Source organism: Myxococcus sp. MH1 (genome assembly GCF_059738865.1).
In genome coordinates this window covers 4,989,492-5,013,061 of record NZ_AP026947.1, presented here as the reverse complement: position 1 = coordinate 5,013,061, position 23,570 = coordinate 4,989,492, and the positions used below count along the sequence as shown (strand labels likewise).

Below are 23,570 nucleotides of genomic sequence, written 5' to 3'. Positions count from 1 at the left end.
ATGGGCTCAGCTCGCTTCCGGGGTGACAGGAGTGGACACGGGGGCCGCGCTCGGAGCCGCGCCGGGCTGGGACAGGTCCGACAGGAACGCGCGCACGCTCGCGCGGGTGGAGAGCACCATCAGCCCGAGCAGGCCGGCGAGGATCTCCAGCGTGTAGATGAGGCCCGTGTAGCCCTCCAGGATGACGGCGCCGGTGGGCACCAGCAGCGTCGCGGCCCACAGCCCCGCGAGCAGCGACGTGCGCTCCTTCGGGAACAGCCACCGGGCATACGCCACCACCGCCGCGCCCAGGCCCAGCGCGCTCACCGCATAGGCCACATAGAAGTTCATGAAGGCCGCCAGGTACGCGAGCAGCACGAAGAAGAAGCCGTACACGGCGGCGAGCAGATACGACTCATGCAGCGCGAGCTGCCGCTTGTGCCGCAGCCCCAGCGCCGCGAGCAGCGCCACCAGCACCAGGAACGGCACCCACGCGCGCCCCGCCATGCGCGACACCATCGAGTCGAACGTCTTCTCCGACGGGAGGATGACGCCCAGGTTGACGCCGGACTCCAGCGACTGGAACGCCCAGTCCAGCGTGACGGTGTCGCTGCCCGCCTGCACGGACGACGCGGACAGCACGCCCGCCGGATAGTCGTAGTTGTCCCCGCCCTCGACGGCCAGGTGCACGCGCACGTCGCGCGCGGAGAGCGCCGGATCCAGCTTGTAGATGAACGAGTCGAGCCCTCGCGCGCGGTAGCGGATGACGAAGCGGGCCGTGGCCCCCTTGGCGATACGGCCCGTCCACACGAGCCGGTTGCCGGACTCGCCCAGGTCCAGGCTGGCTTCCTTGCCGTCCACCAGGAACTGGAGCTCCGACAGGAGCACCTGAGACTTGTCCATCTCCATGGGGAAGATGAACGCCACGTCGATGTCGTGGCCCTCGCGGTTGACCACCGCGTACTCCGCGCCCAGGTTGAAGTCGAAGCCGGAGAAGTAGCGCAGGCCTCGCTTGCGGTAGTTCATCTTCGCCAGCACCTCCACGTGCTGACGGTCGAACGCCAACGGCTTGAGCTCCGTGAAGATGGTGCCGCTGTGCACGTAGCGCAGCGATGGCGCGGGCTGCACCACGGGCGCGCCCCACCGGTCCTCCACCCCGGCCGCCAGCTCCGAGTTCGCGAAGTCCGTCCGCCCCGCCACCTGACCGGCAATCACCGCGGTGGCGAAGACGACGATGAAGAGACTGCCGAAGACGTGGTGCGCGACGAGCCACCGGAACGCCCCGCGGATGGGGCCATCGGACGTCCTCGGAGCACGAGGCGGGAAGGCAGGAGGATTCATGCGCCCAGACTCGTCCCGCGCGGTGCAACGCGGATGGCGCACCCGTGCGCTTCCCGAGGAATGTTCGTGCGGATTTCGTGCAAGCCCTCGTCACAGGCACGGAGGTGAGTGCGCGTCGACCCGCACGCGCCGAACGCGGCTGAGCACACCTCGCGACGGAGTCCTCTCGGACCACACCGGCCGCCCCGACTGTGACTTTCCGCGCCCGTCGCGCGCACCGCGCCCGTCGCTGTCACAAAGTTGTCAGCCGCCCCAGGAAGGGGCTCAAATCCAGGAAATGGAGAGAGTCGAGGAGATCTACCAGGGCTTCGTGGTCGATCATCAGCTCGAGCGCGCGGGCCTCTTCGAGGTGCTCCGCGAGCGTTACGTGGCGGTGGACACGGTGCTGTACCCGGGGTGCTTCGTGCACATCACCCCGTCGTTCTTCTTCCAGCACGTGGTCTACGTGGACCGCAACGATCTGGCGCAGGGCTTCTTCGCGAACAAGGACGGCGTGCTGCGCAAGATCAGCTCGCGGCAGCAGTACGCGCAGAAGGCCTACGTGCGCTTCGTCGCGCAGGACTTCACGCAGCCCATCCCCATCCTGGACGAGAGCTTCGACCTGGTGCTCTCGCTCTACGCCGGAGGCATCGCCCGCGCGTGCGGGAAGTACCTCAAGGTGGGCGGGCTGCTGGTGACGAACGACCACCACGGCGACGCGGCCGACGCCGCGGCCGAGGAGAACCTGGCGCTCGTCGCGGTGGTGAAGGAGCTGCGCGGCAAGTTCACCTTCAGCGACCAGGAACTCGACACGTACCTGGTCCCCCGGCAGGCCACGCGGGGGCCTCGCGCGTCACGCTCCGAGGGCCGCCCCGAGTGGACGCGCCACGCGGACTACTACGTGTTCCGCAAGACACACCCGGGCCCCTCGACCCAGGAGCCCGGGCGATTCTCCGCACCGCACTGAGCGCGCGGACGTGCGCTACCTCGGCTCCAGTCGGAACTGCTGGCAGTCGTTGTTGGACCAGGTCCACTGCTGCAGCACGGTGCCGTTGGTGCTCGAGCCACAGTTCGTCACGTCGAGCACCTTGCCGCTGTGCCGCGCCTCGATGCGGACGTAGCCGCCGGACGTCGCCACCGCGCGGAACTGCTGGTTGGCGCCGCCGCCATAACCCCACTGCTGGATTCCCGCGCCGTCCGCGGTGCTCACGTCCCGCACGTCCAGCGCCTTGCCGCTGTGCAGGGAGACGAAGCGCGAGTAGCCGCTGTCGGTGGGCTCCACCACCCAGATCTGGCTCGCGCCGGTATGGCAATCCCACTGGTGGATGGTGGCGCCGTCCGCCGTGCTGGGCCCGTCGATGTCCAGGCACCGCCTGGTGCTCTTGTTGACGATGCGGTAGCGCTGCGTCGGGCTGCCTTGCGCCGCGTTGTAGATGGCGAGCAGCAGCGACGTGTCGTTGCGCGTGTCCTGGCTCAGCTCCCAGATCATCACCCCGCCGCCCTGCTGCAACGCCAGCCGCGTCTTCGCCTGGATGGTGGCAATGCCGTTGTAGAAGACGTCGCCCACGTTGTCCTTGTACGGCGCCTGCGCGTCGCGAGCGACCAGGTCCGCGTAGCCGACATACGACGACGGCGAGCGCCCGTAGAACGGCACGCCCAGCACCGCCTTGGACGCGGGCAGCCCCCGCCCCTTCCAGTAGTTCAGCGACTGCACCGCGTAGTCGTACGTCGAATGCGGCTGGCCGCCGTCGTACGCCATGATGTTGAGGAAGTCGAAGTCGGTGAACGTCGACGCGGGGACGCCGTCACCGTAGTAGCCGTTGGCCACCACCGCCGCGGTGAGCAGCTTGCCGCGAGCGCGCATCGCCACGCCGAGCTCACGGATGAGCGCCGCGAAGTTCTGCGCGGACGCGCCCGGGTCCGGGTACTCCCAGTCGATGTCCACCCCATCCAGACCCGCCGTGGTGACGTAGCTCACCAGCGTGTTGACGAACGTGGTCCGCGTGCCCGCGCTCGCCGCGAGCTGCTCGAAGGCGCTGTCGTCGCCGTTGTTCCACCCGCCCACCGCGATGAGCACCTTCACGCCACGCGCGTGCGCCGCGGTGACGAGCGAGCGCAGCCGCGCATCCGTCGCCCCAGGGCCCGTCAGCCCACCCCACGCCGTGGGCACCACGAACGCGTAGTTGATGTGCGTGAGCCGCTCGTAGGGAATCGCGTTGACGTCCCCCGCCCACGTCGGGAAGTAGCCGACCACGCGCGTCGCGAGCGCCGCGTCCTCCCGTCGCTCCAGCGATGCGTCCCTCGGCGCCGCCTCGTCCGGCGGCCCCGAACACGCCATCAGCACCACCGCCAACACCGCTTCGAGGACCAAGGCCCTGGATGTGAATCCCGTGCGCGACATGCGGACTCCCTCGTGAGCCCCCGCCCCGACGCGGGACGGATGGGTCGCGCACCTGTAGCGCCGCCACAAACCCGCAACAACGGTTTTTCCAGAAATCAAAGAAAGACTATCCAGTCCTGTCGGACGTTTGGCGAGGGCCTGGAGCCTCTTGCGGGGGCGTCCGTATTTTCGGCGGGGACTGCACGGCGGGCGTCAGCGGGCGTCGGTGGGGAGCGGCTTCACCTGGAGCTGCTTGGACGCGAGGAACTCCGCGTTGAAGACCTTGGACGCGTAGCGGCTGCCGTGATCACACAGGAAGGTGACGATGCGCAGGCCCTTCCCCGCGTGCTGCCGCGCGATTTCATACGCGGCGCGCACGTTGAGCGCCGCGGAGGTGCCCACCACCAGCGCGTCCTCGCGGGCCAGGTGGTAGAGCATGTCGAGCATCTCGCCGTCGCCCAGCCGCATCGCCTCGTCCACGCGAGCGGCCTGGAAGTTGGCGGTGAGTCGCATGATGCCGATGCCCTCGGTGATGGAGGAACCCGACGACTCCAGCTTCCCCTCGCGCACGTAGCAGTAGAGGCCCGAGCCCGCCGGGTCCACGAGCACCACGCGCAGCGCGGGGTTCTTCTCCTTGAGGAAGCGACTGACGCCGGACATCGTCCCGCCGCTGCCCACGGAGGCGACGAGCACGTCCACGTGCCCCTCGCACTGCTCCCAGATTTCGGGCCCGGTCGTCTCGTAGTGGAAGTCGCCGTTGGCCGTGTTCTCGAACTGGTTGGCCCAGAACCAGCCATGCGCCTCCGACAGCGCGCGGGCCTGGTGGAAGAAGTGGGCCGGGTTGGCGAAGGGCACGGGCGGCACCTTGCGGACCTCCACGCCCATGGCCTCCAGGTACTCGTACTTCTCGCGCGCCTGGTTGTCCGGCATCGTCACCACGACGCGGTAGCCACGCTCGCGGCCGAGCAGCCCCAGGCCGATGCCCGTGTTGCCCGCGGTGCCCTCGACGATGGTGCCGCCGGGCTTCAAGCGCCCCTGCTCCTCCGCGCGGCGGATCATCCCCTTGGCGGCGCGGTCCTTGATGCTGCCGCCCGGGTTCATGAACTCCGCCTTGCCCAGGATGTCGCAGCCGGTGACGCGGCTGAGCGAGCCGATGCGAAGCAGCGGGGTGTTGCCGACCGAGTCCCACAGCGAGCCGATGCGAGGCGCCATGCCCCCTCCCCTAATGGAGTCCGGGGAGGGAGGCAACCGGCCAGGTCCGCTTGCGGCTACTCGTTGCGCATCGCCTCGACGGGGTCCAGCTTCGCGGCGCGGGCGGCCGGGTAGATTCCGAACAACAGGCCCACCCCGCAGCTCATCGACAGCGCCAGGGCCACGGCCCACGGCGGCACGGACATGGGGAAGCCCACCATCCAGTCGCCCAGGAACACCAGGCCGAAGCCCAGGCCCACCCCCATGGCGCCGCCCAGCAGCGCCAGCAGCACCGCCTCCGTGGCGAACTGCCCCAGGATGCGCCGCCGCTTCGCGCCCAGCGCCTTGCGCACGCCAATCTCCCGCGTGCGCTCCATCACCGACACCAACATGATGTTCAGGATGCCGATGCCGCCCACCACCAGCGACAACAGGCACACGCCCACGCCGGCGATGGTGATGACCTGCGAGAGCTGGTTGAACGACGCCGTCACCGACTCGTTGGTGTGCAGCTCGAAGTCGTTGGCCTCGTCGGGCGCCAGGTTGTGCCGGCGGCGCATCAGCGTGGCCACCTCGTCCTGCGCCTTGCGGAACAGGCCGGGGTCCTTCGCCTGGATGTCGATGTCCAGCGAGCGCTCCTTGCCATAGAGCTGCTGGAACACGCGCAGCGGGATCATGGCCTGGTTGTCCAGGCTCACCATGCCCAGGAAGCTGCCGCGCCGCTGGAGCACGCCAATCACCCGGAACGGCCGGCCCTTCAGGCGGACCTCGAAGCCCACCGGGTCGATGCCGGGGAACAGCTCGTCCGCCACGTCCACGCCCAGGATGATGACGTTGCGGCCGTCCAGCCCCTCCACCTCGTTGAAGAAGCGGCCGGACTGCACGGACACCCCGCTCACCGCCGGGTACGTCGTGGACGCGCCCATGATGAGCACCGCGGGCCGCGTCTCCTTGCTCACCGTGGACACCTTCTGCCCGCCCTGGTCGTCCGAGGGCGCCACCAGCCCCACCGACGGACAGAACTGCTCCAGGGCGCGCACGTCCTCCAGGGTCATGTCCGGACGCTTGGCGAACTTGGCCCAGTTGAAGCGGCCGAAGCCGCCCGCGGGCCACTTGGTGAGCTGGAAGGTGTGCGCGCCCAGGCGGCCCAGGTCGCGGTTCACCTTGGTGCGCAGGCCCTCGATGAGCCCCATCATGGTGATGACCGTGGCCACGCCGATGACGATGCCCAGCAGCGTGAGCAGCGAGCGCAGCGGGTTGCCCAGGAACGTGCCCAGCGCCAGCCGGAGGTTGTCGAAGAAGGCTCGCATCGGCTCACTCGTACCGGAGGGCTTCCACCGGGTCCAGGTTCGCCGCGCGCGCCGCCGGCCAGATGCCGAACAAGAGGCCCACCAGCGCCGCGAAGAACACCCCGCCCAGGATGGTGCCCGTCTGCACGTCCGCCGCCAGGGGCGTTATCAGCGACACCACCTTGGCCGTCCCCAGCCCCACTGTCGTCCCCAGCAGGCCGCCCACCGCGGACACGCTGGCGGCCTCCATCAGGAACTGCACCACGATGGTGCGCTTGCGCGCCCCCAGCGCGCGCCGCACGCCGATCTCCCGCGTCCGCTCGCGCACCGACACCAGCATGATGTTCATGATGCCGATGCCGCCCACCAGCAGCGTGATGAGGCCCACGCCCACCGCGACGCCATACAGCGCGCCCGTGAGCTGCGCGTACGTCTGCGCCATGGCCTCCGGCTTGTTGATGTTGAAGTCGTCCGGCTCACCCGGCGTCGTGCCGCGGATGCGCCGGAGGATGCCGATGAGCTGGTCCTCGGCCGCGCGCACCTGGCCCGCGTCCGCCACCGCCATGGCGATCTCGAACGGGCGCCCCTTGCCGAAGCTGCTGTAGAAGGTCTTGAAGGGGATGATGACGAGCAGGTCCATGCTCTGGTTCACCACCTTGCCCTTGCGGCTGAGCGTGCCCACCACCTGGAAGGAGCGGTTGTCCACGCGGATGGTGCGCCCCACCGGGCTGATGCCGGGGAAGAGCCGGTCCGCCACGTCCGCGCCCAGCACCGCCACCGGCCGCGTCACCTCTTCGTCCGCCTCCGTGAGGAAGCGCCCGCTGGTGATGTCGAACCCGGAGATGCTCAGGTACTCGTGGTTGACGCCCTGGATGCGCACCGTGGACATCTGCTCGCTGGCGTACGACACGTCCGCCAGCCGCGACACCGACGGCGACATCGCGCTGATGAAGGGCGCCATGGAGCGCAGCCGCTGCACCTGGTCGAGCGTGAAGTTCTTGCGCCCGCGGTACTTCCACCAGTCGCCCTTGATGATCATCGGGTACTTGCTCACGTAGAGCGTGTTCGCCCCGAAGCTCGCGAGCTGCCGGTGGAAGGACGTGTTGAGCCCCTGGATGATGCCGACGATGGCCAGCAGCGTGGCCACGCCGATGCCGATGCCCATCGTCGTCAGCACGGTGCGCAGGCGGTTGGCGCGCAGCGAGAACAGGGCGATGCGCGCGCCCTCCAGGATGTCCACCCGAAAACCCGCCCAGTGCTTCATGCGCCCCCCGCAGCCATCGCCGCGGCGTTGCCCAGCGCCACCTCGCGCCCCGGCCCGTCGGCGACGATCTCACCGTCGCTCAGGCGGATGGCCCTCGGACACCGGGCCGCCAGCTTCGGCTCGTGCGTGACGAGCACCAGCGTGTGGCCGGCCTGGTGCAGTTGCTCGAACAGCCGGACGATCTCCTCGCCCGTGGCCGAGTCCAGGTTGCCCGTGGGCTCGTCCGCCAGCAGCATGGACGGCTCGGACACCAGCGCGCGGGCAATCGCCACGCGCTGACGCTGACCGCCCGACAGCTCGTTGGGCCGGTGGTGCATGCGGTGCGTGAGCTGCACCTTGTCCAGCGCCGCCTTCGCCCGCTCCCGCCGCTCCTTGGCGGGCATGCCGCGGTACACCAGCGGCAGCTCCACGTTGGCCAGCGCCGTCTCCTTTGGCAGCAGCTGGAACGTCTGGAAGATGAAGCCGATCTCCACGTTGCGGATGACGGCCAGCTCGTCGTCGCTCATGCGCGACACGTCCTTGCCGTTGAGCATGTAGCGGCCGCTGGAGGGCGTATCCAGGCAGCCCAGCACGTTCATCATCGTGCTCTTGCCGGAGCCGGACTGACCGATGATGGCCACCCACTCGCCCCGGCCCACGCCGAAGGTGACGCCTCGCAGCGCCCGCACCTCCTCGCCACCGACGTGGAAGACGCGGGTGATGTTGTCCACCTGGATGAGCCGGCCATCGCCGGCGCCGCTGCCGTGGCTCACGACTTCCGCCCGCCCTTCATTCCGCCCGGACCGCCGCCCTGCTCGGGCTCCTGCACGTTGTCCCCGTGGTTGAGCTCCTTCGACAGCGTGCGGTAGGGGCCCTCCACCACGCGGTCTCCATCGTTCAGCCCGGAGAGGATCTCCAGCTCCGTGTCGGACGCGATGCCCGTCTGCACCCGCCGCACCTGCGCCTTGTTCGCCGCGTCCACCACGAACACCACCTTGGCCAGCGACTCGGTGCGCCGCGCCTTGAGCGCGCCACCCTCGATGGGCTCCTTGTAATCGGGCAGCGTGCGCTCCGCACGCACCGTGACCGCCTGGATGGGCACCAGGACGACGTCGTTGCGCGTCTCCGCGGAGATACGGGCCTCCGCGCTCATGCCCGGCAGCACGCCCGGCGGACGCATGTCCAGCGCCACCGTGACGGGGAAGCTGGTCACCTCGGCCTCCGTGCCCTCGTTCTTGATGAGCGCCTTCTGGGCGATCTCCACCACGGAGCCCGCGAAGGTCTGCCCCTCCAGCGCGTCCAGCGTCACGTCCGCGGGCTGGCCCGGCTTGAGGTGCACCACCTCGTGCTCACCCACCTCGAACTTCACCTCCATGGCGGACAGCGCCGCGATGGTCATCACCACGTCCTCGGCCAGCTCCGAGCCACGCACGCGCTCACCCACCTCGCGCGACAGCTCGATGACGTTGCCGTCGATGGGCGAGAACATCGTCGTGCGCGACAGGTCCGTCTGCGCCTGCTCCACGACGGCGACGTTGCGCGCGAGCAGCTGCTTGGCGGACGCGAGCCGGGCCTCCGCCGTGTTCTTGCTCGCCTTGGCGACGTCCAGCTCCGCCCCGGACGCCAGGCCCTTGGTCACCAGGCCCTCCACGCGTCCGAGCTCCTGCGTGGTGCGGCTGACCTCCACCTCCGCCACCTGGGCGTCGGCGCGCGCCGCGTTCTGCGAGGCCATCGCCTGCTTCAGCGCCGCCTCGTAGACGCGCCGGTCGATGCGGGCCAGCACCTGGCCCTTCTTCACCGCGTCGCCATCCTTGACCAGCAGCTCCACCAGGTCTCCAGAGAGGCTGGAGGAGATCTTCACCGTCGTGGCCGCCTGCACCTTGCCCGCGCCGGTGATGGTGCGGGTGATGGTGCCCTTGCGAGCCTTGGCGATCTGCACCTCCTGGGACGGCGGGGGACGCTCCTTCAGGCCTCCCGCCGTGATGGCCGCGGCACCGAGGAACAGCGCACCGGCGATCACACCCTTCCACCACTTCATTTCGTCTCTCCCGGGCTCATCAGGGCGCCCATGGCCCGCATCAAGGTGAAGCGGGCGATTTCGACATCGATTCTGTTTTCCAACAAGCTCAGCTCCGCCTGCGTGAGGCTGAGCTGCGCGTCACGGACCTCCAGCGTGGAGCCCGCACCGGCCTTGAAGCGCTCCTCGGCCAGGTTGAGTCCCTGGACGGCGGCCTCGCGGTTCTCCGCGGCCAGCCGGGCGGCGACGATCTGCGCCTCCAGCGACTGGTGCGCGGTGCGCACCTCGGCCTCGATCTCCCGCGCGGACTGCGCCAGCTGCAGCTGGGCCTTGCGGATGTTGGCCTCGGCCCGCTTGGTCTGCGCGGGGGTGATGAAGCCGTTGAAGATGTTCCAGTCCAGGTTGAGGCGGGCGATGACGTTGTTCTGCAGCCGCGGCTCGGTGAAGACCTGGCCGGCGTCCGGGCCCTGGCGGGTGTAGAGGCCCTGGGCCGACAGCTTCGGGATGTAGTCCGCGCGGGCGATGGCGCGCTCCAGCTCCGCCGCGCTCACCCGCGCCTCGAGCGCCTTGAGCAGCGGGCGCTGCTCGCGGGCCACGCTGATGGCCTGCTCGATGGTGGGCGCGGGGCCGGGCTCCGACTGGAGCACGCCCGGGTCCACCGCCTCCACGGGCTGGGTGCCCGGACGCGTCAGCCACACCGCGAGCTGGCCCTGGTCCGTGACGAGCTGGCTGAGCGACTGGACGAAGGAGATGCGATCATTGCCCAGGTTCACCAGGGCGGAGATCTCCTCCACCTTGCCCACGCGGCCGGCCAGGAACAGGGAGCGGGCACGCTCGAGCTGCTCCTCGCTGCGCTTGACGGTGGCGTCCAGCACCTGGCGGGTGGCCTGGGTGCGGAAGAGCGTGAAGAAGCGGCGGATGGCCTCCAGCTCCGCGGTGTCCGCCTCCTCCTTGGCCTGGCTCGCCTGCGCGTCGCGCAGCACTCCGGCCTGCTCCAGCTGCTTCCAGAGCGCGCGGTCATAGACGCTCTGGCTCAGGACGGCGCCCAGGTCGTAGTCGCCCGTGCTGGTCGGCTTGGACTCGACGGAGATCTGCACGAACTCGCCGGGGTTGTTCACATCCGGCACCAGGTCGAACTGCTGCCGGCGGCCCAGCCAACGCTTGCCCACGAAGCCATTGATGGAGAGCTGGGGCAGGAGCGCGGAGCGGCGGATGTTCACGTCCTGCTGGCTGACCTCCAGGTCCTGGAGCGCCGTGAGGGCGGTGGTGCTCTGGCGGCCCTCCTCGCGGGCCTGCTGCAGGGTGATGGGCGTGGGCGCGGGGGACGCGGACAGGAGCGTCGCGACGATGAGGGCGTTCATTGGCCACCTCCCGCCGAGCCGGGCAAGCCCACCATCATGACGCCCGCGAACATCGCGTAGAGCGCCAGGGACAGCAGCAGCGCGCGGGTCCGCGGCATGCCGGTGGCGGCGGAGAAGCCCAGGCCGAGCAGCGCGGTGCTCCAGAGGTTGAAGAAGTCCACGGTGGAGGCGACGCGCGCCATCTTCGGGCTCAGCTCCCCCAGGAACGCGCCCAGGTGGGACGGGACCAGTTGGAGCACGCGCGAGACGGAGACGGTGTGCTGCGCCGCGAGGCAGCCGGTGAGGATGAGGTGGTACAGCGCGATGGGCAGCAGCGCGATGGCCGCCACCGACATCAGCTTCTCGAAGTGGACGGGCCGGTCGAACAGCCACGACACGACCCAGAGCATGGCGGCCAGCAGCAGCGCCATGAACGGCATCACGAAGACGCCCTTGGCGATGCCGCCCACCAGCGCCTTGCGGGAGGCGGTCTGGATCTTGTCGCTCAGGTCCGCCTCGGAGATGGTCGCCATCTCCCCGGAGGACTGGAGCTCACGGATGACATCCGGGGTCGCGTCCCAGCGCAGGGAAAACAGCGTCCCGGAGGCGGACACGCAGAGGGCGAGGATGAGGAGGGGCCAGACCCAACGGCGGGCTTCGACGGCGGCGGGCGTCCCCTCGACAGGGTCGATGAAGACGCGCACGGGTTGGACGAGTGAGGTCATAAGGTGGGTGGTCTCGGAGGGAAGTACGGCAGTCCCCCTCAGGCAATTGCTCGGCCAGTCGAAATTCCGCGGTGAACGGGCAGCCAGCCGGCCGAATTCCATCCGCATGGAAGGTCGGGCGGCTTTCTACTTCAAGGATTCCGCAGACCTGTAGCAACCTGTTGCGGAAATTTTGCCGTCGGGATCGAGAGGGTGTATTCCGCTCGGCTGCACGCCTGCCGGAGCTCGAATGGTCGAAAGCACGGATCTCGCCCAGGTCCTCCAAGAAGCCAACGACATTGCCCGGAGCGTGGCCCAGAAGCTTACCTCGGCCCACGTGCTCCTGGCGCTGTTCACGGTGGAGAACCGGGCGCAGCTGCTCCTCAAGGAGCGGGGCGTGGACGAGGATGCCCTCCTCCAGCTGCTCACCGCCGCCCCCGCCGAGCACGACGGCCTGGTCCGCGAGCTGCGGGAGAAGGCCCGTGAAATCGCGGTCAGCTGCGGTTCCCAGGAGGCGGACTGCCTCCATCTGCTCATCGCGGTGACGCGGGTGCGCTGCGGGGCCCAGGAGCTGCTGATGCACGCGGGCCTGGATCTGGCGACGCTGCGCACCACGGCGGTCTCCTACTTCGTGAGCGGGCGGATGCCGCGCAAGCTGCAGCCAGGGCGCACGCACGTCACCACCTCGCGGCCGGTGCAGAGCCGACCGCTCGGGGCGCCGCCGTCTCCCCTGCCCTTCTCCGCGGTGGCGGTGAGCCTGCCGCGCCCGATGCCGGCCGCGCCGCCGAAGCCTCCTCCCCCCGCCCCCCCGCGCGCGACGACGCCCGCGCTGTCGCCTCGCGACCTCATCGACGTGGACGAGGAGCCGCAGGAGAAGGCCGCGCCCCCCGCTGCCGCTCCGCCGCCTCCGGCTCCCGCTCCGACCGCGCGCGTCACGCCCACCGTGACGCCCCCGGCGCCGACGTCAGCGCCCGTGGCGCGTCCCACGCCGCCCCCCGCGCCCGCTCCGGCGGCGCGTCCCGCCCAGGCGGCCGTGGCGGTGGCGAAGGGCCCCTCGATGGCTCTGGACCCCAAGGCGTTCCCGCTGCTCACGTCGCTGGGCCGCAACCTGAGCCAGGCGGCCCGTGAGGGGAAGCTGGACCCGGTGGTGGGCCGCGCGCGCGAAATCGAGGAGGTCATCGACGTCCTCGGCAAGCGCCGCACGAACAACCCCTGCCTCCTGGGTGAGGCGGGCGTGGGCAAGACGGCGGTGGTGGAGGGCGTGGCGCAGCGGCTGCTGGGGCTGCGTGGCGGGCTGGCGGAGAAGGTGGTGGTGGAGCTGGACATGGCCTCGCTGGTGGCGGGCACCCAGCTTCGCGGCTCGTTCTCCGAGAAGCTCAACGCGTTGAAGGAGGAGGTCCGCCGCGCCGAGGGGCGCGTGATGGTCTTCATCGACGAAATCCACACGCTGGTGGGCGCGGGCTCCACGGGCGACGGGCCGCAGGACGCGGCCAACGAGCTGAAGACGGCGATGGCGCGGGGTGAGTTCCCCTGCATCGGCGCGACGACGCACGACGAGTACCGCAAGTTCATCAGCGCGGACCCGGCGCTCGAGCGGCGCTTCACGGCGGTGGTGGTGCACGAGCCGTCGGTGCCGGAGACGGTGGAGATCCTCCGCGGCATCATCGGCCGGTACGAGGAGCACCACGCGCTGCGCTATCGGCCGGAGGCGCTGGAGGCCGCGGCGTCGCTGGCGAGCCGCTACGTGACGGACCGGTTCATGCCGGACAAGGCCATCTCGGTGGTGGACCTGGCGGGGAGCCGGTGCCACCGCGAGGGGCGTGACGTGGTGGAGCCGTCGGACGTGGCGCGGGTGGTGGCGAAGCTCGCGGGCGTTCCGGAGGAGCGGCTGCTCATGAACGACTCGGCGCGGCTGCTCCGGTTGGAGCAGGACCTGGGCGAGCGGGTCATCGGACACGAGGAGGCGATCGCGCGCATCGCGCGGGTCATCCGTCGCAACTACGCGGGCTTCGCGTCGCGGCGCCCCATGGGCAGCTTCCTGTTCCTGGGCCCCACGGGCGTGGGCAAGACGGAGATGGCGCGCGGGCTGGCGGAGGTGCTCTTCGGCAACCGCGACGCGCTGGTCCGGCTGGACATGAGCGAGATGTCGGAGGCGCACGGGGTGTCGCGCCTCATCGGCTCGCCGGCGGGTTACGTGGGCCATGGCGAGGGTGGCCAGCTGACGGAGCCGGTGCGTCGGCGTCCCTCGTCCGTGGTGGTGCTGGACGAAATCGAGAAGGCGCACCGCGAGGTGCAACTGCTGCTGCTCCAGGTCCTGGAGGAGGGGCGGCTGACGGATGGCAAGGGTCGGCACATCGACTTCTCGAACACCGTCATCGTGCTGACGACCAACCTGGGCGCGGAGGCGTTCTCGCGCACGGGTCGTCCGCTGGGCTTCGGGCAGGAGAGCTCGGGCGCGGCGAGCGCGCTGGAGCACGCGGCGTCGGCCGCGCGTCGGGCGCTTCCGCCGGAGTTGTGGAACCGCATCGACGAGCGGCTCCCCTTCCGTCCGCTGGAGGAGGAGGAGGTCGCGCGCATCGCGACGCTGCTGCTGGAGGAGAGCAGCAAGCGGCTGTCGACCGAGCGCGGCATCGAGTACGTGGCGGGCGACGACGTGGTGGGGCACCTGCTGAAGTCGGGCGGCTTCGACCCGCAGCTCGGCGCGCGTCCCATGCGGCAGATGGTGCAGCGGCTGGTGGAAGGTCCGCTGGCCGAGCGCATCCTGTCCGGTGAGTTCGGCGCGGGAGACCGCGTGCGCGTCGCGCTCCACGCCGGACAGCTCGCGTTCCAGCGGGAGCGATGAGTCAGCGCGCCTCGCGGAAGCGAAGTGCCCCGAGGAAGGAATCCTCCCGGGGCCGCGCGACCGCGAAGCGCCCCGCGTCCGCCAGCGACGGGGGGATAGAGCCTCATCAGGAGAGCTCTCCGACGACCCTCGAGACCGTCATCGGCGCCGCGCAGGTCGAGGTCTCATCGAAGAGACCCGGCGGGAAGCGAGCTACCAGCACCACGAAGCGGTCCGCATCCACTGGCGCCGGGCAGGCTGAAGTCTCATCGAACAGACCCGGCGGGAAGCGAGCTACCAGCACCACGAAGCGGTCCGCATCCGCCGGCGCCGCGCAGGCCGAAGCATCATCGAGAAAACCCGGCGCGAAGCGAGCTACCTCCACCGCGAAGCGGTCAGCCCCCTCAGGCGTCGAGCCCACGGAGGCAGCGCAGGAACTCCCCGTCGCGAACCGCGTCACACCGCCCGCTACGCCTCCTGTCGCCACCAGCGCAAAGCGCGTGAAGCCCCCGCGACGAAGCACCTCCGCGAGCCACACCACCAACATCCGCCCGGCACCCGGCAGCGTCACCAGCGCACCGACTCCACGAGCCACACGCTCAGCGAAGCGTCCCCCTGTCGTCATCGTCGGAACAGGTCGCCTCGGCGGAGCCCTCGGTCTCGCGCTGAGCGCGACGGGCTGGCCCGTGACGCTCCACTCACGCGGTGACGAAGGTCGTCGGCGGATCGCAGCACTCGGCCTGAAGCCATCGACACCCGAGGACTTGCGGCGCGCGCGGCTCATCCTCCTCTGCGTCCCGGATGCGGAGGTCCCCCGCGTCGCGAAAGAGCTCGCCAGCACCCTGCCCCGCTCCGTCGCCCTCGTGCACACGGCCGGAGCGCTGTCACTCCAAGCCCTCGGCGAGCCACGAGGCCGCGCCCTCGGCTCGTTCCATCCGCTCTGCGCCGTGTCGTCCGCGCACGACTCGCTCGCCGGCCACACCGCGTCCATCAGCACGCGCTCCAGCCCCCTGCGCGAAGTGCTTCGCCACATGGCCGAGGACGTGAAGCTCGAAGCCATCGAGGTCCCCGAGGCTCACCGCCCCGCCTACCACGCGGGCGCGGTGATGAGCGCGGGGCTCGTCGTGGCGCTCGCCGACGCGGCCGTCGCGGCGCTCGGCACCGCGGGAATCGCGCCCGACGCAGCACTCCGCGCCCTGCTGCCCCTGATGCGCTCCGCGCTGCGAGGCATGGACGCACGCGGCCTCGCCGGGAGCCTCACCGGTCCCATCGTCCGGGGCGATGCGGGCGTGGTCGGCGCGCACCTGGATGCGCTCCCGGACGACCTCGCCCCCATCTACCGACTGCTGTCGCGGCGCGCGCTGAAGCTCGTCTCGGAGAGACTCAGCCCTGAATCGCGCGCCGCGCTGGAGAAGCGGCTCAGGTGATGATGAGCGAGCCCTGAAGGCCCTTGCGCACCGAACCCAGGGCGCGCTCGGAGGCGGCCTCGGCCTCGGTGAGGCGGCGCAGGCACAGCTCGCCCTTGCCCTCACCCACGCCGCGCTTCAGGTCCGACAGCAGCGTGAGCGAGGCCTGGAGCATCTCCTTGCCCTGCGGCGTGTCGTTGACCGGCTTGCCCGCGGCCGTCGCCACCGTCTCGCCGAACGTCTTGATGCTCGTCGCGAGCTTCTGCGCGTCGAAGCTGGCCAGCAGCGGCTTGATGCGCGTGGGGTCGATGCGGATGAGCCGCAGCGCGCCCACCCGAGCGAAGCCCGGGTGCAAGAGGCCGATGTCGCTCATCTCGAACGCGCCCAGCAGGCCCTCGTCCGGCGCGCTGTGCGCGTGCGGCACCACGTCCACGAACAGCGGCAGCGGGTCCGCGCCGTTGCGGAACAGCTCCAGTTCCTCGTCATCCAGCGGCGGGAACGTGGTCGGCGCGCCGATGAAGAGCAGCGGCAGGACGATGTCGTGCCAGAAGTCCTCGGGCGCCGAGCCCGTGCCGTTCACCGTGGCGAACAGGTGCACCATCAGCTCCGCCAGACGCGGGGCGCGCTCGGCCTGCTCGATGAGCGACTTGCTGGGATCCAATCGCTGCAGGGACTGGACGATCTGCCCCTCGAACTGCTGGCGAGCCTCGGCCGGCAGGTCCTGCGCGCGGCCCAGGGCGGCGCGCACGTCACGGGCGAGCACATCCGGCTTGGTCTCCAGCGCCGTCTTCGCCTTCGCCGGGTCCACCACGACGAACTGCAGGAAGCCGGGGTCGAACAGCCGCTGGTAGTCCACCGGCGTCAGCTTGGGGGCCTGCCCCCCCAGCGCCTGGGCCGGGTTGGTGCCGAAGCGGGCCTGGCCCAGCGAACGGCGGATGTCCCCCGCCAGGTCGTCCAGCCGGCTCAGCTTGCTCTGCCCCAGCGCGTCCATCGCCGCGCCGAACGGCGACAGCATGATGATGGCCTCGGGGAAGCCCAGCGTGGCGCCCTCGGGCGAGTCCCGGTTGGGGAACCAGAACGCCTGGTGCTCCATGATGAGGCGCATGGCGAAGGCGCCGGCCAGGCCCAGCGCCAGCGTCTGGTGCTCGGGCTGGTTCACCTGGAACGGGCCACCGAGGACCTTCGCGACCGCCTTCTCCACATCAGCCCAGGGCGCCTTGAGCAGATCGATCGGCTTGCCCTCGGCCTTCTCGAGGGCCGCGGCGACCTGGAGCTGCGCCTGGTGGACATGCTGGGGAACAGGATGCGCCTGGGTATCCGGTTGGGACATGGAGGAATCCGAAATCGTAAGGGAAGCGGAGGGCCTCCCCTTACCGTGAAAAACGCGTTCGTGGCTACGAATTGTGGCCAGTAGGATGGCTCCCATGCCTGCTACCCGCCGGCCCCTCCGCTGGCACGCCTGGGTCGTCTGTCTCCTGCTGACATGCTGGGGGTGCGCTTCCGTCACACCCCGTTTTCCCCAAGACATCCAGACGTCCTTCGCGCGCGACTCGATGCGGAAGCTGACGACGGAGACACTGGAGCTCTATTACCCGGAGCACCTGCGCGCCTCCGCGTTGCGCATGGCGGCGAGGCTGGAGGGCTGCGTGGAGCGGCTGCGCGGCCACACCGTGCGGCAGAAGCCGAGGGACAAGGTCCTCGTCTACCTGACGAGCGCGAACTTCAACAACGCGTACGTCGTCCCGGACTACGCCAGCGTCCCCCAGCAGATGGTGATGCCGGCGCACATGACGCTGGAGCTGTTCCACCTCTTCGGGCTGGGCGAGGTGGACGTGGGCGACGTGGCCTGCCACGAGGCCGTGCACTACGTGCAGCTCCAGCAGGCGGACGGGCTCTGGGGCTTCCTCAACACCTTCACGGGGGGCCTGTTCCAACCCAACACCTTCACGGAGTCCTGGTTCCTGGAGGGCCTGGCCACGTACTACGAGGGCCGCTTCGGCAAGGACACGGGGCGTCCGCACAGCCCGGTGTGGCGTGGCTGGTTCGAATCGGTGGTGCAGGCGCGTGACGGCCGGATGGACCCGGGGTTCCTGTCACCGGAGAACCGCGCGTTGGATCCGTTCGGCGGCAACTACCTGACGGGCATGCACTTCGTGGAGTACCTGGCCTCGCAGTACGGCGAGGAGAAGCTCTGGAAGCTGGTGGATGACCAGGGCAGCACCATCATCCCGCCCATCGCGGTGACGCTGCGCTTCAAGCGGGTATACGGCCGGGACATCGGCTCGCTGTTCGCCGAGTTCACCAAGAACCTGCGTGAGCAGCTCATCGTCCGCGAGCGCCCTCCGACGCAGACGGTGTGGCAGCGCGACGCGGGCTACTTCTCGCGGCTCGCCTCGCATCCGGACTCGGGGACGACAGCGCTGGTGAGCGTGGGGCGCACGGAGTATTCGCGGCTGACGGTGCGCGAGCAGGACGGGCGCGTGCGCTTCGAGCGGCCCTTGGTGGAGCTGCTGCCCTTCCGCCGCTGGGTGCTGGGGACGTCCACGCTGGTCAGCGGCATGTCGTTCAGCGCGGATGGCGCGTGGCTGTACCTGGTCATGGCGGACCTGAACGCGGTGGGCGCGTACGATGCGAAGCTGTGGCGCGTGGACGCGCGCTCGGGCGACGTGGTGCGCGTTTGGGATGGCCTGAAGGGCATGGGCGGGAGCATCACCCCGGACGGCAAGGCGTATGTCTTTGTCCACGTCGAGGGGGACACCGCCAACCTGCGGCGGCTGGAGTTGGACACGGGGAAGCAGGAGCCGCTCACGAGCTTCGAGGCGAGCGCCCCGGTGGGGCCGCCCTCCGTGTCTCCGGATGGGAAGCGCATCGTGTTCCCGCTCGGCGGGAGCCAGGGCTGGGACCTGGTGATGCGCGAGGAGGATGGCCGACTGCGCTGGCTGACGCGAGATGGGCAGTTCAACTACTCGCCGCGCTGGCTGGACGCGGAACGCATCGTGTTCCTGCGGGAGTACGAGACGCGCCTCCAGGCGCACGTGATGAACGTCGACACGCGCGCGTTCGAGCGAATCACCGACGCGCCCTTCCTGGTGCTGGACGTGAATCCCGTGGGCACGAAGGAGGTGACGTTCCTGAACAGGGACGGCACCGCGTTCACCATCGACCACGCGCCCATGGTGGACATCCCCGAGCGACAGGCCACGGTGGCTCCCGTCATTGCCCCCACGGGGACGACGTCCTCGCACGCCGAGGCGACCTCGGAGGACTCGCCGATGAGCCCCCCTCCGCTCACCGCCGCCCCCACCGGAACGTCGCCGTCGGAGCAGGGCGCCGCGTCATCGATGCCGGGGCAAGAGGTCACACCGGCACCGGCTCCTTCCCCACCGGATGCAGCGCCGCCAACGGGAGCGGTCGCGTCGACCCCGGAGACGGGAAACGTGACGTCCGAGGCAACGAGCCCGCCCGGTCCGGCGAACACGCCCGTCGCCAACGAACAGACACCCGCGGGGACCGAGCCACCACCGAGCGACTTCACGCCAACGCCCTTCCCCGCCGCGCCCGATGCCCCTCTCGCGGAGACCGTTCCCACCGCGCCGCCGCCCATCGCGGTGCCGCCGTCGACCGTGCCCGTCGCGGACCTGGGAGACCTGGACGCGCCTGTGGTCGCGCCGCCTCCGGACCCCGGCAAGGCCGTCACGGTCCTCGGCGATGAGCCCTACTCGACGCTCGAGGGCTTCCTCATCCCCGAGTTCCGCCTGCCCTACGTGTGGCTCGCGACCGAGAGCGAGGACTCGGACGACCTCATCTTCAGCGGCGGCCTCGCGCTCGCGGGACAGGACCGGCTCGGCTTCCACGCCTACGCGCTGTCCTTCGCCTACAGCACCCAGGACAAGGAGCCGAACGTCGCGCTCGCGTACGGCAACGCGCAGCTCGCGCCCTGGTATCTCCAGGCCTCCGTGTCGCGCCTGCGCGAGAACGAGCGCACGGACCTGCAGGCCCTGGCCTACGCGTCGCGTACATTCTGGACGACGCCCGTGACGATTGGCGTGCTCGCCCTGCGGCGCGAGTACGACGCCGTGGGCCGCTTCCCCGGCCTCGTCACCCGGCTGATCGGTCCGGAGGTCTCCACGTCCTACTTCGCGGGCGATGCGACGTCCTACGGCGGTCTCCAGCGCGGACTGGGCATCAACCTGAGCGCCGCCATCTATCCGGGGGCCTTCGCCCTGGACTCGACGGTGGGTGATTTGCGCGTGGGCCTGGACGCGTTCCTCGCGGGCTTCTTCATCGGGAGGGATCACCTCCAGCTCTCCGCGGTGGGCCGCTATCTGCCCGGCGCGCCCGAGGGCCTGCTGGAGGTCGGCGGTCTCACTGCGGGGCAGACCTGGTACAGCAGCCGCCGATCCACGGAGACGCGCCCCCTCCCCCTCCAGCTCCAGCCCGGAATCGCCTTCAGCGAGTACGTGCGCGGCTACGAGGACATCACCCTCCGCGCGAAGAACGCGATGGTCGGCACGGCGACGTATCGCTACCGCATGCCCATCGACTACGGCTGGGCCTCCACGCTGTGGCTGTTCCCGTCGCTGTTCGTGAGCAACCTCCAGCTCGAGGTCTTCGGGACGCTGGCGCGCACGGACAACCGGGACAACCACGGGGCCTTCGGCACCGCGCTGTCGCTGCAGTCCACCATCGGCCAGTCGGTGCCGTTCTCCATCTTCTACCAGTTCGCCCGTCGCTACGACGATGGGCTGGGAGACCTGCACCTCGTGGGGTTCGGCCTCTAATCGCGGAAGTGTGACTCCGCCACGGACGCGCCCCAGCAGCACGCGTCCTCGCCCTCCGCATCCGCGGGGAGCGACGTGTGCAGCGGGGCGCCCGGCTTCACGTCCGCGAAGTAGAAGAGGTTCCGAGGCACCAGGACGAGGGCGCGGTCTCCCTGACGCGTGCGCAGGGTGAGCTGGCCGAGCGTCGGCGCGGACAGGTCCGCGGCACCGTCCGGGAAGAACGTCTCCTGCTTCGGAGGCTCGAACGCGCCGCCCACGTTGCAGCCACCGTCCTCCGTGAAGACGTCCACCTCACGCAGCCGGCAGCCCTGCCCCGCCTCGAAGCGGAACACCGCCTGCAGCCGGGTGAAGTAGCAGTCGGGCGTCCCGCAGTCCGCGCTGTGGACATCCGCCATCACCGACAGGCGAACGTCGCCTCCCGCGAGCGACGCCACCATGCCGCCGCGCGCGAAGCGCTCGAACAGCGAGGCCTTCGCGCAATCGGAGGACGACGACGGCTTCACATCCACGGCACGCGACGCGCAGTTCGTCAGACACAGCAGAAGCACGAGGGAGCACAGGGCACGCGTCAGCGACATGCCCACGGTCATATCAAGCACGGGCCCTGATTCCTGGCGAACCGCCACGACCTACCGCGCGCGGCCCAGCCCGTACAGCCCCGCCGCGCGGGCATGGGCCAGCACTCCCGAGGGCACCAGGTCCGAGGGCTCCTTGCCTCGGGCCAGCAGCTCGCGAATCTCCGTGGAGGACACCTCCGCCAAGGGAGGCCCCACGGTGTTGGGCGCCGGATAGCCCGCGCGGTACAGCACCAGCACGCGCGACATCGCCTCGATGCGGTGGAAGTCCTTCCAGTGCGGCAGGTCCCTCAGGATGTCGCTGCCGATGATGATGGACCAGCGCACGTCCGGATGACGCGCCACCAGCAGCTCGAGCGTGTCCACCGTGCGCCCCGTCAACCCCGGCTCGCTCTCGATGCGCGTCGTCCTCAGCCAGCCCGAGGTCTCCCGACACATCGCCTCGCACATCGCGATGCGGTGGTCGAAGTCCTCCATCTGCTTGCCGAACGGGTGCTGCCAGGACGGCATCAGCCACACCTGGTCCACGCCCTGCGTCGCGTGCACATACGAGGCGGCCATCAGGTGCCCCACGTGCGGCGGGTTGAACGAGCCTCCAAGCAGCGCGACCTGCACGTCAGGGCCTCACGTCACTTCAAGGTCAGCTTCGGGGACTTCTTGTCCAGCGTCAGCACGCGGGGCTCCAGCACCACGTGGCCATCCAGCCGGTACGCGGAGAAGCGCAGCTCCCGGTCCACCCGGTCCAACAGCGCGCACGTCTGCTCCGCCGCGCCCACCAGCCTCCCCGGCGTCAGGAAGTAGCGCGGGCCAATCTGCACCACCTTGGGCTCCGGGTCCTTCCCATGGATGAACACCAGCGCGTTGAGCAGGTCCTCGCGCGTCAGGTCGTTCTTGTCGTGCACCACGCAGCACAGCGTGTCGCCCAGCAGGTCCATCGCCTTGTTGTTGATGGCGGGGTCCCGATACTGGAGCGAGTCCCGCTCCGGCACGCGCACGAAGCGCTCCATCACCAGCCGCCGGTCCTCCTCGGAGGCCACATCCGCGGGGGCCTCGCCCCGGGACGGCGTGCGGGGCAGCGCGTCCTGGCTGCCCAGCCACTGGCTCACGTCCGCCAGGAAGTCCGCGTCCGAGTACTCCCGGCCGCCGCGCGACTTCTGCCGGCGCCAGAGCAGCCACTCGTCCAGGTCCGTGTAGCGCGCGCCCGTGAACAGGAACCGCCGCGCCCCCAGGGAGCGCAGCAGCTCGTAGGCCGCATCGAAGGCTTGAAGGTCGCCGTGGCTGTCGGAGAAGACACCAATCACGTGGAAGGTCCCACGCTCAAGCGTACAGCAGGTAGGGCTCCCTGTGCCCGGCGAAGCGCTCGGATTGGGCCTGGAACCCCTCCATCAGCCGGTCCAGGCTCCACCCCTCCAGGATGCCCCGGCGCACCTGGTCCGTCCCGCACAGCAGGTCGAACGCCGGCACGTCCTCCACGAACTCGTACGCGTCCGCCCGCCAGTCGAACCTCCCCGGGCCGATGTCGTGCAACGCCTGGAAGATGGCGATGCCCGTGCGCAGCGGCTGGAACGTCCGCCGGTCCGTCACGTGGATGAAGGCCCCGTTGCAGGACTCACCCCGGTACTTGTCGAACGTCGGCGTGAAGCCCACCGCGCGGAAGGCCACCCCCGGCAGCTGCTCTTTCGCCAGCCGCGCCAGCAGCGCGTCAGTGTCCACCCAGGGCGCGCCGAACTGCTCGAACGGGCGGCATGTCCCACGTCCTTCGGAGACGTTGGTGCCCTCGCCCAGGCACATGCCCGGGTACACCAGCGCCGTGTCCGGCGTGGGCATGTTGGGCGACGGGGAGATGAACGGCAGGCCCGTCTCGGACCAGAACTGCTCGCGGCGCCAGCCCTCGCACGGCACCACCGTCAGGTCGCAGCCGAAGCCCTCCTGCGCGTTGAACAGCCGCGCCAGCTCCCCCGCCGTCATGCCGTGACGGTTGGGCAGCGCATACAGGCCCACGAAGGAGCGGAAGCCCTCCCCCACCAGGTTGCCCTCCATCGCCACGCCGTTGAGCGGGTTGGGCCTGTCCAACACGTAGAAGGGCACGCCCGCCTTCGCCGCCACCTTCATCGCCAGGGCCATGGTGTAGACGTAGGTGTAGTAGCGGCTGCCCACGTCCTGGATGTCGAACACGAGCGCGTCCAGCCCCTTGAGCCACTCGGCGCGCGGGGACAGCGACTCGAAGGTGGAGCCATAGAGGCTGTGCACGGGCACGCCCGTGCGCCGGTCCTTCGCCTCGTCCACGGCGACCATGTACTGCGCCTCTCCGCGCACGCCGTGCTCGGGGCCGAACAGCGCCGCCAGCGTCACGCCCGGCGCCTGGGACAACAGGTCCGCCAGGTGCCGGAAGCGCGAGTCCACGCTGGTGGGATTGACGATGGCGCCCACGCGCTTGCCCTTCAGCGCGCAGAAGCCCTGCTCCACCCAGACATCCAGTCCCGTCTTCACCTTCGTCACGGTGATTCCTTCCTCGCGCGAGCCC

At 70.0% G+C, this 23,570-nt stretch carries 19 protein-coding genes; 4 read left to right on the top strand and 15 right to left on the bottom strand.

Going from position 1 to position 23,570, the window contains the following annotated elements; all coding sequences use genetic code 11:
- Positions 1-6: 6 nt before the first annotated feature.
- Complete coding sequence (locus tag AC6JA9_RS19940; protein WP_408890563.1) at positions 7-1,320, bottom strand: hypothetical protein; 1,314 nt, start codon at positions 1,318-1,320, stop codon at positions 7-9.
- Positions 1,321-1,597: 277 nt separating this feature from the next.
- Here AC6JA9_RS19940 and AC6JA9_RS19935 point away from each other — a divergent pair, with 277 nt between their 5' ends.
- Positions 1,598-2,266: a class I SAM-dependent methyltransferase gene (locus AC6JA9_RS19935; RefSeq protein ID WP_223749996.1), complete on the top strand. Its 669-nt coding sequence runs from the start codon at positions 1,598-1,600 to the stop codon at positions 2,264-2,266.
- 15 nt (positions 2,267-2,281) lie between these two features.
- On the opposite strand, the gene AC6JA9_RS19930 is transcribed toward AC6JA9_RS19935, so the two are convergent.
- The 8 genes from AC6JA9_RS19930 to AC6JA9_RS19895 all read right to left on the bottom strand — a co-directional run bounded on the left by AC6JA9_RS19930 (position 2,282) and on the right by AC6JA9_RS19895 (position 11,484).
- Positions 2,282-3,700 carry an RICIN domain-containing protein gene (locus tag AC6JA9_RS19930; protein ID WP_497960439.1) on the bottom strand — a complete coding sequence of 473 codons (1,419 nt, stop codon included), beginning with the start codon at positions 3,698-3,700 and terminating at the stop codon, positions 2,282-2,284.
- Between the two features lie 192 nt (positions 3,701-3,892).
- Complete coding sequence (locus AC6JA9_RS19925) at positions 3,893-4,891, bottom strand: cysteine synthase A (protein WP_223749998.1); 999 nt, start codon at positions 4,889-4,891, stop codon at positions 3,893-3,895.
- 56 nt (positions 4,892-4,947) lie between these two features.
- Positions 4,948-6,180, bottom strand: coding sequence for an ABC transporter permease (locus AC6JA9_RS19920; RefSeq protein WP_223749999.1), 1,233 nt, complete (start codon positions 6,178-6,180; stop codon positions 4,948-4,950).
- A gap of 4 nt (positions 6,181-6,184) precedes the next feature.
- Positions 6,185-7,423: an ABC transporter permease gene (locus AC6JA9_RS19915; RefSeq protein WP_223750000.1), complete on the bottom strand. Its 1,239-nt coding sequence runs from the start codon at positions 7,421-7,423 to the stop codon at positions 6,185-6,187.
- Positions 7,420-8,175, bottom strand: a complete 756-nt coding sequence (locus AC6JA9_RS19910; RefSeq protein WP_141328993.1) for an ABC transporter ATP-binding protein — start codon at positions 8,173-8,175, stop codon at positions 7,420-7,422. Before AC6JA9_RS19910 ends, AC6JA9_RS19915 begins: the two co-directional genes overlap by 4 nt.
- Complete coding sequence (locus tag AC6JA9_RS19905; protein WP_497960438.1) at positions 8,172-9,440, bottom strand: efflux RND transporter periplasmic adaptor subunit; 1,269 nt, start codon at positions 9,438-9,440, stop codon at positions 8,172-8,174. Before AC6JA9_RS19905 ends, AC6JA9_RS19910 begins: the two co-directional genes overlap by 4 nt.
- The gene (locus AC6JA9_RS19900) at positions 9,437-10,780 is read right to left on the bottom strand and encodes a TolC family protein (RefSeq protein WP_223750002.1); all 1,344 of its coding nucleotides are present in this window, start codon (positions 10,778-10,780) and stop codon (positions 9,437-9,439) included. The genes AC6JA9_RS19905 and AC6JA9_RS19900 overlap by 4 nt, the downstream gene beginning before the upstream one ends.
- On the bottom strand, positions 10,777-11,484 hold the full coding sequence (locus AC6JA9_RS19895; protein ID WP_223750003.1) for a YIP1 family protein: 708 nt from the start codon (positions 11,482-11,484) through the stop codon (positions 10,777-10,779). Before AC6JA9_RS19895 ends, AC6JA9_RS19900 begins: the two co-directional genes overlap by 4 nt.
- Before the next feature lie 229 nt (positions 11,485-11,713).
- Between AC6JA9_RS19895 and AC6JA9_RS19890 the strand changes: the two genes are divergently transcribed.
- Positions 11,714-14,305, top strand: a complete 2,592-nt coding sequence (locus AC6JA9_RS19890; protein ID WP_267696386.1) for an AAA family ATPase — start codon at positions 11,714-11,716, stop codon at positions 14,303-14,305.
- A gap of 106 nt (positions 14,306-14,411) precedes the next feature.
- Here the strand turns inward: AC6JA9_RS19890 and AC6JA9_RS19885 are convergent, their stop codons facing one another.
- On the bottom strand, positions 14,412-14,855 hold the full coding sequence (locus AC6JA9_RS19885) for a hypothetical protein (protein ID WP_408891844.1): 444 nt from the start codon (positions 14,853-14,855) through the stop codon (positions 14,412-14,414).
- On the opposite strand from AC6JA9_RS19885, the gene AC6JA9_RS19880 reads away from it, so the two are divergent.
- Positions 14,785-15,711 carry a Rossmann-like and DUF2520 domain-containing protein gene (locus AC6JA9_RS19880; protein WP_408890566.1) on the top strand — a complete coding sequence of 309 codons (927 nt, stop codon included), beginning with the start codon at positions 14,785-14,787 and terminating at the stop codon, positions 15,709-15,711. The genes AC6JA9_RS19885 and AC6JA9_RS19880 overlap by 71 nt on opposite strands.
- Here AC6JA9_RS19880 and AC6JA9_RS19875 read toward each other — a convergent pair.
- Positions 15,704-17,020 carry a hypothetical protein gene (locus AC6JA9_RS19875; protein ID WP_141329576.1) on the bottom strand — a complete coding sequence of 439 codons (1,317 nt, stop codon included), beginning with the start codon at positions 17,018-17,020 and terminating at the stop codon, positions 15,704-15,706. The genes AC6JA9_RS19880 and AC6JA9_RS19875 overlap by 8 nt on opposite strands.
- Positions 17,021-17,243: 223 nt before the next feature.
- Between AC6JA9_RS19875 and AC6JA9_RS19870 the strand changes: the two genes are divergently transcribed.
- Positions 17,244-20,471 (top strand): TolB family protein, encoded by a 3,228-nt coding sequence (locus tag AC6JA9_RS19870; protein ID WP_497960436.1) that lies wholly within the window; start codon positions 17,244-17,246, stop codon positions 20,469-20,471.
- Here AC6JA9_RS19870 and AC6JA9_RS19865 read toward each other — a convergent pair.
- The 4 genes from AC6JA9_RS19865 to AC6JA9_RS19850 are packed head-to-tail and all read right to left on the bottom strand — an operon-like array spanning position 20,468 to position 23,545.
- Positions 20,468-21,070, bottom strand: coding sequence for a hypothetical protein (locus AC6JA9_RS19865; protein ID WP_223750006.1), 603 nt, complete (start codon positions 21,068-21,070; stop codon positions 20,468-20,470). The two genes, AC6JA9_RS19870 and AC6JA9_RS19865, sit on opposite strands and share 4 nt — an antisense overlap.
- Positions 21,071-21,100: 30 nt before the next feature.
- Positions 21,101-21,661, bottom strand: a complete 561-nt coding sequence (gene nadD / locus AC6JA9_RS19860; RefSeq protein WP_046713480.1) for a nicotinate (nicotinamide) nucleotide adenylyltransferase — start codon at positions 21,659-21,661, stop codon at positions 21,101-21,103.
- A 14-nt stretch (positions 21,662-21,675) separates the two neighbouring features.
- Positions 21,676-22,347 (bottom strand): hypothetical protein, encoded by a 672-nt coding sequence (locus tag AC6JA9_RS19855; protein WP_223750008.1) that lies wholly within the window; start codon positions 22,345-22,347, stop codon positions 21,676-21,678.
- Between the two features lie 16 nt (positions 22,348-22,363).
- Positions 22,364-23,545 carry an exo-beta-N-acetylmuramidase NamZ family protein gene (locus AC6JA9_RS19850; RefSeq protein WP_223750009.1) on the bottom strand — a complete coding sequence of 394 codons (1,182 nt, stop codon included), beginning with the start codon at positions 23,543-23,545 and terminating at the stop codon, positions 22,364-22,366.
- Positions 23,546-23,570 lie beyond the last annotated feature (25 nt).